Genomic DNA, 11,972 nt, shown 5'->3' with positions numbered 1-11,972 from the left:
ACTGTCTCCGAAGCCCGCCGGGCCAGCCCGTCTCCGAGCGAGGCGGCGATATACGTCCGCACTTTCCGGGTGGCAATAGGCAAAAGCGGCTTTCCCGATCTATCCACAGAACGGGCGCTTATGCACAGGGGGCGGGGCCGCCCTACCCCGCCGCTATATAGGTGCGCAGGCTCTCAGCTTCCTGCGTGGCCTGGGCGATCTGGCATTTGACCACGTCGCCGATCGAGACGACGCCGGCCAGCTGCTTATCCAGCAACACCGGCAGGTGACGAATTCGGCGGTCAGTCATGCGCGACATCAGCGCCTCGACCGTTTCGGCTGGATCGGCGAAGACCACCTCGCTTGTCATATAATGAGAGACGGGGCGTTCCAGCGCCTGGGCGCCGTCGCGTGAAATGGCGCGGACGATGTCGCGTTCAGACAGGACGCCGACCACGCCTGCGTCCTTACATACGATCAGCGCTCCGACCTGGCGTCGCTCCAGTTCGGCGCAAGCGTCATTCAGAGTGGCGTCCGGCGCCAGGGTGAAGACAGCGTCTCCCTTGCCCTTGAGAATCTCGGCGACCAGCATGGCGACTTCCTCCTTATGGGCAGGCCGTCGTCCGCGCGCGTCGCGGACCGGCCGCAAGGCGGACAGGTTCGCTCAGACGCCGCCGATAGGCAAATCACGGCGCGCGGCGAACCATCCGCCGATAGGGCCGATGGCGACAATGCCGAACAGGAAGCCGACGGCGTGCGCTTCCCAGGCGATGCGAGCACCGTCCGCGCCCGGCGCCAGGCCGATCAGACCCACAATGAGATTCACCGCCATCCACGCGGCCGAAGCTTTCAGCACCATCGGATGAAACAGAGGCAGGACGCGTCCATGCCCGCCCATCAGCCGCGTCGCGGCGCCGATCAGACCGAAGACCGCGCCCGAGGCGCCGACCAGCGGCGCCATGCTGTTCGGATGCACCAGACCATAGCCCAGAGCCGCCACGGCCCCCGCTGCTATATAGAAGAGAATAAAGACCAGCGGCCCCGGCCCGCGCTCCATCAAGCGTCCAACAGGCGCGCCGAAGGCCAGGGCGCCCACGGCGTTCATCGTCACATGGGCCCATCCGCCGTGCAGCAGCATGGAGGTGAACAGGCCCGTCCATTGTCCGCGCCACAGCTCTGCCGGGACGAAAGCCATGGAGAGTCCCTGATCGGGAAGCCGCTCCTGCAGATAGAAGAGCACCGGCATGGATGCTGCGATCAGCAGGGGCAGGAAGGGCGCGTTGAAGATCTTTTCGCGCGGCGGCCGCGGCGAACGGGCGTCAGATTGGGACATTCGCCCTTGATGGGGCCAGTCGCATCCGATCTCAAGACGCCGTTTTGCGCCAATACGACACTGAAACCGTATGGCACGGTCATTGCGTGAACCGTTCCAGAAGTTCTCGGGAGCGCCTTATGCCGTCTCATAGCCTGACACTCATGACCGTAGCGGCCGCCGCCGTGCTGGCGGTCCTGCCCGCCGGTTCGGCCGCCGCGCAGTCGACCGGCTCGGCCGGAGCGGGCCAGTTCCAGGCCGGTTACGGCGCCTCGCGCTACACCACCGCCCAGGCCAGCCGCGGCACGACCCGCGACGCCAACGGCAACCGCCTGGTCGTCGACGGCATCATCCAACAGAACGGCAGCGCCTATTCGCGCAGCGACAGCAGCTCTTCGTCCAGCCACTTCAGCGGCGGCGTCGGATCGGGCGGCGGAACCAACATCGGCGGCTCCACCGCCATCGGCAACAACCTGAATGTGGTCGTCCAGGGCAACCGCAACACGGTCGTCGTCAACTCCAACCAGACCAACAACGGCGCCATCAACGCCGGCACCACCCTGAACGGGCACCGTCCATGAACATCTCCGCCATCCGTCGCTCGCCCGTGCGCGCCTTCGGCTGCGTCGCCGCCGCCGCTGCTCTGTTGAGCGGCTGCGCCACCTCGGCCGGTCCCTCGGGCCAGTACGCCAAGCCGATCGGCAACGCGCCGGTCACGTCGAACCCGACGCCCTATTCGACCGCGCTGTATTGCCTGGCCGACTATGCGCGCCGCTACAACCTGCCCTCGCCGCGCATGGCTGTGGGCCGGATCAGCGACTACACCGGCTCCATCTCCTCGGACGGCGGTCGCCAGATCACCCAGGGCGCGTCCCTGATGGCCAACACCGCCCTGGCGAAAGCCGGCGCCCGCATCGTCGAGCGCTACGACACCTCGGTCTCCGAGCTGGAGCTTCGCTACGCCAACAACAAGCTGATCGGCGACGACCAGCCGAACGGCGCGCCCCAGGACGCCGCCTTCCGCCGCATCCTGGCCGGTCAGGTGCCGGGTTCCGACTTCTATGTGGTCGGCGGCATCACCGAGGTGAACTACAACATCCGCTCGGGCGGCTTCGACATCGCCGGCGGCGAAGTGGGCCAAAACGGCGGCTCGGGCCTGCTCACCGGCAAGGTCTTCGTGATGAACGTCGCGATCGACCTGCGCCTGGTGCAGACCACCACCCTCGAGGTCGTGGACGTCGTCTCCTATCAGAAGCAGATCGTCGGCCGCGAAGTGTCGGCGGGCGTCTTCGACTTCCTGAACGGCAACGTCTTCGACATCTCGGCCGGCACCAGCGGCCTGGAGCCGGTCCAACTGGCGGTCCGCGCCCTGGTCGAACGCGCCACGGTCGAGTTCATGGCCAATCTGTACGGCGCCCCCGGCCCGGAAATCTGCCTCAACCCCGCCAACGACCCGCTGGGCGACAGCCCGGTCGGCGCCACCGGCGGCTACTATCCTGCTTACGCAAATACGGACACGAACAATGGCCAAACTCGCGCCGACCCGTCTCGCTGGCACGATCGCCGCGACAACGCTGTGCGTGATGGCGGCCGCTGAGGCCCCTTCCGCTCAAGCTCAAGCCCAGGATCGCGGTCTGGTCCTGAATGAACAGCTCAACCTGGGCGACGTCATCAGCGGTCAACGCCTGAACGTCGTCAACGTCAGCGACAACGTCGCCGTGTCGAACGCCGCCATGGGCAACGCCCTGTCCGGCGGCGCCGACGGCCGCGCCGCCGACATCCGCTCGACCCAGGACATGCAGGGCGCCGCCGTGGCGGACACCTCGCTGACCCTGCGTGGCGAGACGGGCTATGTGAACAGCGTGACCCAGGCGCGCGGCAACTATCTGGCCGGGACCGCAGTCAACACGGGCATCGATGTCGACGCCGGTCAGAACCTGAACGGCAATGTCACGGCGCGCAGCCAGATCGTGGAGACCGGCGCTCGCCTGAACTACGGCGGCCATGTCTCGGCCGACGCCATCGGCAACACCGTCGCCCTGGGCGCCAGCGGTACGGGCGAGCAGCGCGGCGCCATCACGGGTCGCACCGATCAGAACTCGACCGGCGAAATCTACGCCGAGAACGAGGCTCGCTTCACCTACGCCCCGGCGCCGGCCGTCTTCAGCAGCCAGGCTTCGGCCAACGCCGTGCAGGCGACCTCGACGCCGAACTCGCACCAGAATCTGTCGGTCAGCCAGAGCGCCTCGGGCGCTGGCGTCACCGCCTGGACCGGCGTGTGGGCGGGCAACGCCTGGGACATCGCCGCGCGCAGCCGCGCCGCCTCCAACCAGGCCGCCTTCTACAACCAGGGCGGTTCGCTGGTCGTGGACGTGGATCAGCAGAACTCGGCGGAGGTGCTGTCGCGCACCGAACTCAGCTCCTATGACTTCGGCGCCGCCCATTCGACGGCCGAGGCCGTGGGCAATGAGGTCCATGCGGGCAACAACGACATCTACGTCAGCATCGACAACACCCAGATGAACACCGGCGGCGTCACCGCCAGCGCCGGTTTCACGGGCCAGAACGGCTATGACGCCTATGTCGGAGCCAATGCGGCGGGCAACGCCGTCACCGGTTTCGCCTGCTCGACCTGCGGCGGCGACCTGAACGTACGCAACAGCCAGACCAACATGGGCGACGTGCGGGCGACGGCGACGACCAACATCAACGGCTGGGGTCGCAACGTCGTCGCGGGCTCCAACGCCGTCGGCAACACCGCGAGCTTCTACGTCACGGGTCCGAATTAACTTTCGGTAACTTGAGGTAGTCAAGTTCGTTTGTCACCGTAAACAGGCGCGGGGCTGAAGAAGCTTCGCGCCTGTTTTACGTGCAGGGCCGCAATCAGTCCCGGGGGCCGCCCGCTCGCACGTCGCGGAGACTACCGAATGCGATCCCCTCGCCGCCTGCTGCTGCTTGCCGCGTCCAGCCTCGCCCTGATGAGCGGCGCAGCGCTTCCCGCCGTCGCCCTGACGCCTCCCTCAGCCGTCGCGACGCAGGACGCCCAACCCTCCAAGCCTTGGGCCCAGGCGACCAGCGACATTCCGGCCGATGCGGCCGTGCGCTTCGGCGTCCTGCCCAACGGCATGCGCTACGCCATCATGAAGAACGCCACCCCTCCCGGTCAGGCGTCGCTGCGCCTGCGGATCGCGGCCGGTTCGCTGATGGAAAACGAGGACCAGCTGGGTCTGGCCCACTTCATGGAGCACATGGCCTTCAACGGCACGACAAACGTGCCCGAGAACGAGCTGCTGCGGATTCTGGAGCGTCTGGGCTTGGCCTTCGGCGCCGACACCAACGCCTTCACCAGCTTCGACCAGACCGCCTATACGCTGGAGCTGCCGCGCACCAACGACGAGACCGTCGACACCTCGTTGCGGATCATGCGCGAACAGGTCTCCGAAGCCCTGATGAAGGCCGAGGACATCGATTCCGAACGCGGCGTGATCGAGGGTGAAGAGCGCCTGCGCAACACACCGGCCCTGCGCTCGCTGAAGGCGCAGATCGCCCTGCTGGCGCCGGGCCAACGCCTGTCGAACCGTCTGCCGATCGGCGACCTCAGCATTATCCGCAGCGCTCCGCGCGAACGCTTCGTCGAGTTCTACGAGGCCTATTACCGCCCCGAGCGCGCCACCATGATCGCGGTCGGCGACTTCGACGTCGATCAGATGGAAGCCAAGATCAGGGCGACCTTCTCGGACTGGACGCCCAAGGCCGCCGACGGGCCTGAGCCCGATCTGGGACAGGTCGCTCCGCGCCAGCCCGAAACCCGCATCCTGGTCGAGCCGGGCGTGCAGTCCTCGGTTCAGTTGAACTGGATCCGCAATCCCGACCTCGATCCCGACACGGCGGCGCAACGTCGCGACAGCCTGTTGCAGAACCTGGGCATGGCTGTGCTGAATCGTCGCCTGGGCGAACTGGCCCGCGCCGACAACCCGCCCTTCATCGGCGCCGGCGGCGGTCAGGGGACTCTGTTCAAGACCCTGGACCTCGGCAGCGTCTCGGCCGCCTTCAACCCCGGCGGAATCAAGCGCGCCCTGGAAACCATCGAGCAGGAACAGCGCCGCCTGGTGCAGTTCGGCGTTTCGCAGGTCGAACTGGATCGCGAGATCGCCAACACCCGCACCGCCCTGGAAAACGCCGTCCAGGCCGCAGCGACGCGCAGCACCCCGGCTTTGGCCAACGCCCTGCTAGGCGCCGCCAACGACGACAAGGTTTTCTCGGCGCCAGCGTCCGATCTCGCCCTGTTTGAAACCGCAGTGAAGGATCTCAAGGCCGAACAGGTCAGCGCCGAGGTCAAGCGCGCCTTTGAAGGCCAAGGCCCCCTAGCCCTGGTCATCACGCCCGAACCGATCGAAGGCGGCGAAGCGGGCGTCACCGCCCTGCTGGAAGCCAGCCGCGCCACGCCCGTGACCGCCCCGGCCGTCCAGGCCGAACTGGCATGGCCCTACGCCGACTTCGGCGCCGCCGCCACGCCGGTCTCGACCACCGAAGTCGCCGCCATCGGCGCCACGGTCGTCACCTTCCCCAACGGCGTGCGCCTGACCGTCAAGCCGACGGCCTTCAAGGATCAACAGATCCTGATCTCGGTCCGCACCGGCATCGGCGAAATGGGCCTGCCGACCGACAGCTTCACGTCTCAGTCCCTTGCCCCCATGGTCTTCACGGCCGGCGGCCTGGGCAAGCTGACGGCGGACGAACTGAACCGCGTCCTGACTGGCAAGATCTACGGCGCGGGCTTCGCCATCGACGGCGACGCCTACCAACTGACGGGCGCCACCCGTCCGGCCGATCTGCAACTGCAGATGCAGGTGCTGGCCGCCTATCTGACCGATCCGGGCCTGCGTCCGGCGCCGTTCGAGCAGATCAAGGCTGTCCTGCCGCAGTTCATGGCTCAGCAGATGGCCACGCCCAGCGGCGCCTTCAGCCTTCAGGCCAGCGGCCTGCTGGCCAGCGGCGACAAGCGCGAATCCATGCCCTCGCCCGAGGAAATCGCCGCCTTCACCCTGGATGAGCTGAAGCAGGGCGTGGTTCAGGGCCTGGCCTCCGGCCCGATCGACATCGTCATGGTCGGGGACGTCAAGCTCGAGGACGCCGTCGCCTCGGTCGCCTCGACCTTCGCCGCCCTGCCCGCCCGCGCCCCGGCCGCCCAGCCGACGGCCGGTTCGGATCAGCGCCGCTTCCCGGCGCCGACAGCCCAGCCGATCCGCCTGACCCACGCCGGTCCGGCGGAACAGGGCCTGGCCTATATCGCCTGGCCGACCACCGATGCGGTCAACGATCGCACCGAGTCACGCCGGGCCGCCATCCTGGCCGAGGTGCTCAAGCTGCGCGTCCTGGACGAAATCCGAGAAAAACAGGCCCTGGCCTATTCGCCCAGCGTCCGCGCCTCGGCGTCCGACGTGTTCCAGGGCTATGGCTCCATCTCGATCACGGCCGATACGGCGCCCGAGAAGTTCGGCGCCTTCTTCAGCGCCGTCGACGCCATCATCGCCGACCTCCGCGACAAGCCGGTCAGCGAGGACGAGCTGAACCGCGCGCGCCTGCCAGTGATCGAGTCCCTGCGTCGCAGCCAGGCCGGCAACGAGTACTGGCTGGGCCAGTTGGAGGATCTGGCCGCCAGGCCCGCCTCCCTGGAGCAGATCCAGACGCACATCAGCGACCTGGAATCCTTCACCGCCGCCGACATCCAGGCGGCCGCCCGACAGTATCTGAAGCCGGATACGGCGTGGAAGGCCGAGGTCGTCTCGGCCAACGCCGCGCAATAAGCCTGCTCCAGACGAAGAAAGGGCCCCGTTCCGCAAGGAACGGGGCCCAGTCGTTTAGGCCTATCGACGGAGAGTCGATGCCTGGACCTTAGGCGTCTTCGCCTGTCGCCAGGCTGAACAGCCGGTTCAGAAAACCCGGCCGCCGACCCCGCCGTCCATCATGATCATGCCCGTGGACGCTGCGCCCTCGACCATTTCCTCGCGATACTCGGTGTAGGTCTCTTCGCGCATCATGCTCAGCACCTTCACGCCGGCGCCGTAACGACGCAGCAGCGAGCGCTCGTTGCACTGGCGCGCCTGTTGTTCAGGACGGCATTCCAGACGCCCGCCCGCACCGTGCCACAGAGCGTCGCCCTTGTTGCAGGCCACGGTCTCGCCCGGCGCGCCTTCGGCGTCGCTGATGGTCCATTGCAGCTTCGTGCCCGCCAGGCAGCGATACAGTTCGCCGTCATAGCTGTTGGCGACGTCCCGGCCCGGCGTCACCTGAGACGCGGGGTGCGGCACATTGCGGTCGTCGATGCAGACAGCCTGCAGCACGACCTGCTTCTCGATGCGACGCGTGGCGGTGAAGGGCACGCGCACCGACTGCATCCCGCCCTGGACGTTCAGCCCCTGGATGGTGGTCGGATAAGGCTGATCGACATTGAAATAGGCGCCGCCGCCGCCCGCGACGATGACCGTCGATCCCGCCCGCGATCCTGACCAGGCCCGCGCCGAAGCGTTGGCGCTGGCGTTCGCATTGACGTTCACGTTCACATTCACATTGCCGCCGCCCGAACCGCAGCACGGAGGGGGCGGAGGCGGCAGGCAACCGCCGCCGCCGCACGGCGGCGTCACCGGCGGACGCGGCGGCAGACAGCCGCTGGGGCCGCAGCCTCCGCCCGGCGGCGTCACCGGCGGCGTGATCGGCGTCGGCGGCGGCAACATCGGCGTCGGCGGCGGAGGCGGCAGGCAGCTCGAAGGCCCGCACTGCGCCGCTGCGGCATCAGCGACCGCCATCAGCCCCACAAAGGCCACGGCTCCCGCCAGCATTTTCGTAATCCCTATCCGCATGGGATCGGACTCCTGCATTGATCTTCAGCAGAGGCGATGCAAGCGCCGGGCCGTTTCAGACGTCCGACATTGGGCGTTTTCATCCCCCTTGAGGCGAGTTTGCGCCATTCCGCCTCGCCTCCCGGGCCGTCTGTCTCATTGTGAGCCGTGCCATTGTGGGGCGACGGATCAGTCGAGACGTTTCAACCCGCCCGCATAGCGACGCCAGTTCTGCACATAGTGCTGGGCCGAGATGCGCAGCGCCTCGATCTGCCCCTCTTCCAATTCCCGGACCACCTTGCCGGGCTGGCCCATGACCAGGCTGTTGTCAGGAATGACCTTGCCCTCGGTGATCAGGGCGTTGGCGCCGATCAGGCAGTTCTTCCCGATGCGCGCCCCGTTCAGGATGACCGCGCCGATGCCGATCAGGCTGTTATCGCCGATCTCGCACCCATGCAGCATCACCTTGTGCCCCACCGTCACGCCGGCGCCGATGGTCAGGGGCGAACCGACGTCAGTGTGCAGGATGCCGCCATCCTGAATATTCGTGTCAGCCCCGATGACGATGGGGTCGTTGTCTCCGCGCAGCACGGCGTTGAACCAGATGCTGGCGCCCGGATGCAGAATCACGTTCCCTAGAACGGTTGCATTCGGCGCGATCCAGTATTCGCCCTCCGGCGGAAGCTGAGGCTTGCTGTCGCCCAGGCTGTAAACACTCATCCGAACACCGCCTATTCTTCTCAAAATGAAGACTTTAACCCTTCAGAAACCACGTTAGCATCAAACTGTTGATGCGATTCGGCAGGCCCCATTCGCCCCCGGATCCGAAGCCGGATCAAGCCCGGTCCGGTCAGACGCTGGAGAATGCGCTTGGCGTGTTCACGACCAGTTCGGGGACGGCGACGCACCTGCTGCGGCGAAGACCCTGCGACCGTTCGGGACGGCTGCGCGACTTCGGCCCCCACCTCCCCCACCGACGACCAAGGCGAGACCCTGCCGGGCTCGCCTTTTTTCATGCCCTGGAGGCGTCCATGAGCAAACGATCGGCCATCAAGCGTCAGCTGCGCGAAGGCGTGCTGGATTCGCCCGAATTCATTCAGGACGCCAAGGTGCGGCGATTGCCCGCCCGCGTCGGCGGCTGGTCGCCCCTGCCCTCGAACGACGAGCGGGACCAGGCCTATATGAAGACGCTGAAACCCAAGTCCGACGGCCAGGCCGAACTGATGGACGCGGTCGACCACGCCAATCTGGTTCTGGCGCTGGGCCCGGCAGGCACCGGCAAGACCTATCTGGCCGTCGCCAAGGCGGTCGAGGCGCTGGAGGCGGGCAAGGTCGGCCGCATCGTCCTGAGCCGTCCCGCCGTCGAGGCCGGGGAATCGATCGGCTTCCTGCCCGGCGACATGGAGGACAAGCTGGCTCCCTATTTGCGGCCGCTCTACGACGCCCTGTCGGACCGTCTGTCGATGAAGCGGGTCAAGGCCCTGATGGCCGAGGGCCTGATCGAGATCGCCCCCATCGGCTATATGCGCGGCCGCACCCTGAACAACGCCTTCATCGTCGTGGATGAGGCGCAGAACTGCACCTACGTCCAGTTGAAGATGCTGCTGACCCGACTGGGCTGGCATTCGACCATGGTGGTCACGGGCGACCCGCAGCAATCCGACCTGCTGCCGGGGGTCTCCGGCCTGTCCGACATCGCCGAGCGACTGGAGGCCGTGCCCGAAATCGCCGTCGTCCGCCTGGCCGAACGCGACATCGTGCGTCACCCGCTGGTGGCCAGCATGATCGGGGTGCTGTGACCCGCGCCTTCCTCTGGTGAGAGAAGGAAAAAATAGAGTCCAATTCGTCTGAATCGTCTGAAATCTCCCCTCGGCCCGCATGCAGTCTAGCACAGGGGCCAAGGGGGGATGGTCGATTGCGGCCTAGGCTCGCGCGGCCCGGCTGGCGTCGACGCCCAGCGCCGTCACCGCGGCGGCGGCGATGTGGTCGGCGTTCAGACCGGCCTGAGCGTACATGACCTCGGGCTTGTCCTGATCTTGGAAGATGTCGGGCAGGTGCAGGGTGCGGATCTTCAGCCCGCCGTCCAGCGCGCCCTTCTCGGCCAGCAACTGAAGCACGAAGGCGCCGAAGCCGCCCATGGCGCCCTCTTCGACCGTAATGAGCGCCTCATGCTCGCGCGCCAGACGCAGGATCAGGTCGGCGTCCAGCGGCTTGGCGAAGCGGGCGTCGGCGACGGTGGCCGACACGCCCCTGGCGGCCAGCATGTCGGCGGCCTTGAGCGATTCCTGCAGGCGGGTGCCCAGCGACAGGATGGCGACGGACGTGCCTTCGCGGACGATGCGGCCCTTACCGATCTCCAGCGGGGCGGCCAGTTCGGGAATGTCGACGCCGACACCCTCGCCGCGCGGATAGCGGAAGGCGCTGGGGCGGTCGTCGATGGCCAGCGAGGTCGAAATCATCGCCGCCAGTTCGGCCTCGTCCGAGGCCGCCATCAGCACCATGCCCGGCAAAGCGCCCATGTAGCCGATGTCGAACGACCCGGCGTGGGTCGAACCGTCGGCGCCCACCAGACCAGCCCGGTCCATGGCGAAGCGCACCGGCAGGGACTGGATCGCCACATCGTGGACGACCTGATCATAGCCGCGCTGCAGGAAGGTCGAATACAGGGCGCAGACCGGCTTCATCCCATCGGCGGCCAGACCGGCGGCGAAGGTGACGGCGTGCTGCTCGGCGATGCCGACATCAAAGGTGCGGTCCGGGAAGGCCTGGCCGAACAGGTCCAGCCCGGTGCCCGACGGCATGGCGGCGGTGATGGCCATGACGGTCGGATCGACCTGGGCGTGCTTGATCAGCTCGGTGCCGAAGACCTTGGTGTAGCTGGGGGCGTTGGAGACGGCCTTGGCCTGCTTGCCCGAGATCACGTCGAACTTGACCACCGCGTGCAGCTTGTCGGCGCTGCTTTCGGCCGGGGCGTAGCCCTTGCCCTTCTGCGTGACGACGTGGACCAGCACCGGGCGGTCGGTGATGGCCGCCGCATTCTTCAGGATCGGAACCAGGTTCTCCATGTCGTGACCGTCGATCGGTCCGACGTAGTAGAAGCCCAACTCCTCGAACAGGGTGCCGCCCACGATCATGCCGCGGGCGTATTCCTCGGCCTTGCGCGCGGCGTCGCGGAACGGGCGCGGCATGTGGTCGACGAACTTCTTCCCGACCTTGCGGATATTCTGATAGGCGCCGCCCGAGACCTGCTTGGCCAGATAGGCGCTCATGCCGCCGACCGGCGGGGCGATCGACATGTCGTTGTCGTTCAGGATGACCATCAGTTGACCGCTGGTGGCCTCGGCGGCGTTGTTCATCGCCTCATAGGCCATGCCCGCCGACAGGGAGCCGTCGCCGATGACGGCCACGACGCGGTTGCTCCCGCCCTTGGCGTCGCGCGCGGCGGCGAAGCCCAGCGCGGCCGAGATGGAGGTCGAGGCGTGGGCCGCGCCGAAGGGATCGTATTCGCTCTCGGACCGCTTGGTGAAGCCCGACAGGCCGCCGCCCTGACGCAGGGTGCGCATCCGGTCGCGCCGCCCGGTCAGGATCTTGTGCGGATAGCACTGGTGGCCGACGTCCCAGATCAGAATGTCGTCCGGCGTCTCGAAGACGTGGTGCAGGGCGACCGTCAGCTCGACCACGCCCAGACCCGCGCCCAGATGCCCGCCCGTCACGGACACGGCGTCGATCGTTTCAGCCCGCACCTCATCCGCCAGCTGTTTCAGCTGAGGAATGTCGAAGCCCCGCGTGTCGGCGGGAAACTTGACGGTGTCGAGAAGCGGGGTGTGGGGCATGGGGATCGG

General features: G+C 67.2%; 10 protein-coding genes. 5 read left to right on the top strand and 5 right to left on the bottom strand.

The window, feature by feature from the left end; all coding sequences use genetic code 11:
- Nucleotides 1-142: 142 nt before the first annotated feature.
- Nucleotides 143-571 carry a CBS domain-containing protein gene (locus FM111_RS15955; RefSeq protein ID WP_087141903.1) on the bottom strand — a complete coding sequence of 143 codons (429 nt, stop codon included), beginning with the start codon at nt 569-571 and terminating at the stop codon, nt 143-145.
- Nucleotides 572-643: 72 nt separating this feature from the next.
- Nucleotides 644-1,312: a rhomboid family intramembrane serine protease gene (locus FM111_RS15950; RefSeq protein WP_087141902.1), complete on the bottom strand. Its 669-nt coding sequence runs from the start codon at nt 1,310-1,312 to the stop codon at nt 644-646.
- A 143-nt stretch (nt 1,313-1,455) separates the two neighbouring features.
- Here FM111_RS15950 and hfaA point away from each other — a divergent pair, with 143 nt between their 5' ends.
- From hfaA to FM111_RS15930, 4 genes are all read left to right on the top strand, one after another.
- Entirely contained in the window at nt 1,456-1,872 is a 417-nt protein-coding gene (hfaA, locus tag FM111_RS15945) for a holdfast anchoring protein HfaA (RefSeq protein ID WP_087141901.1), read from the top strand.
- Nucleotides 1,869-2,888: a holdfast anchoring protein HfaB gene (hfaB, locus tag FM111_RS15940; RefSeq protein ID WP_087141900.1), complete on the top strand. Its 1,020-nt coding sequence runs from the start codon at nt 1,869-1,871 to the stop codon at nt 2,886-2,888. Before hfaA ends, hfaB begins: the two co-directional genes overlap by 4 nt.
- Complete coding sequence (hfaD, locus tag FM111_RS15935) at nt 2,815-4,080, top strand: holdfast anchor protein HfaD (RefSeq protein WP_179205131.1); 1,266 nt, start codon at nt 2,815-2,817, stop codon at nt 4,078-4,080. The genes hfaB and hfaD overlap by 74 nt, the downstream gene beginning before the upstream one ends.
- Nucleotides 4,081-4,218: 138 nt before the next feature.
- Nucleotides 4,219-7,098, top strand: a complete 2,880-nt coding sequence (locus tag FM111_RS15930; protein WP_087141898.1) for a M16 family metallopeptidase — start codon at nt 4,219-4,221, stop codon at nt 7,096-7,098.
- 126 nt (nt 7,099-7,224) lie between these two features.
- Here FM111_RS15930 and FM111_RS16585 read toward each other — a convergent pair whose 3' ends face one another.
- Both FM111_RS16585 and FM111_RS15920 read right to left on the bottom strand, forming a co-directional pair.
- Entirely contained in the window at nt 7,225-8,151 is a 927-nt protein-coding gene (locus FM111_RS16585; RefSeq protein WP_306299161.1) for a hypothetical protein, read from the bottom strand.
- A 168-nt stretch (nt 8,152-8,319) separates the two neighbouring features.
- Nucleotides 8,320-8,850, bottom strand: coding sequence for a gamma carbonic anhydrase family protein (locus FM111_RS15920; RefSeq protein ID WP_087141897.1), 531 nt, complete (start codon nt 8,848-8,850; stop codon nt 8,320-8,322).
- Between the two features lie 299 nt (nt 8,851-9,149).
- Between FM111_RS15920 and FM111_RS15915 the strand changes: the two genes are divergently transcribed.
- Nucleotides 9,150-9,929, top strand: a complete 780-nt coding sequence (locus FM111_RS15915) for a PhoH family protein (RefSeq protein ID WP_087141906.1) — start codon at nt 9,150-9,152, stop codon at nt 9,927-9,929.
- Nucleotides 9,930-10,052: 123 nt separating this feature from the next.
- Here FM111_RS15915 and dxs read toward each other — a convergent pair whose 3' ends face one another.
- Nucleotides 10,053-11,963 (bottom strand): 1-deoxy-D-xylulose-5-phosphate synthase, encoded by a 1,911-nt coding sequence (dxs, locus tag FM111_RS15910; RefSeq protein WP_087141896.1) that lies wholly within the window; start codon nt 11,961-11,963, stop codon nt 10,053-10,055.
- Between the last annotated feature and the right edge of the window lie 9 nt (nt 11,964-11,972).

Origin of the sequence: Brevundimonas diminuta 3F5N (genome assembly GCF_900163625.1) — a bacterium.
Classification (GTDB): Bacteria; Pseudomonadota; Alphaproteobacteria; order Caulobacterales; family Caulobacteraceae; genus Brevundimonas; species Brevundimonas diminuta_A.
Note: the sequence above shows the minus strand (reverse complement) of the source record. Positions and strands in the feature narration are given on the sequence as shown.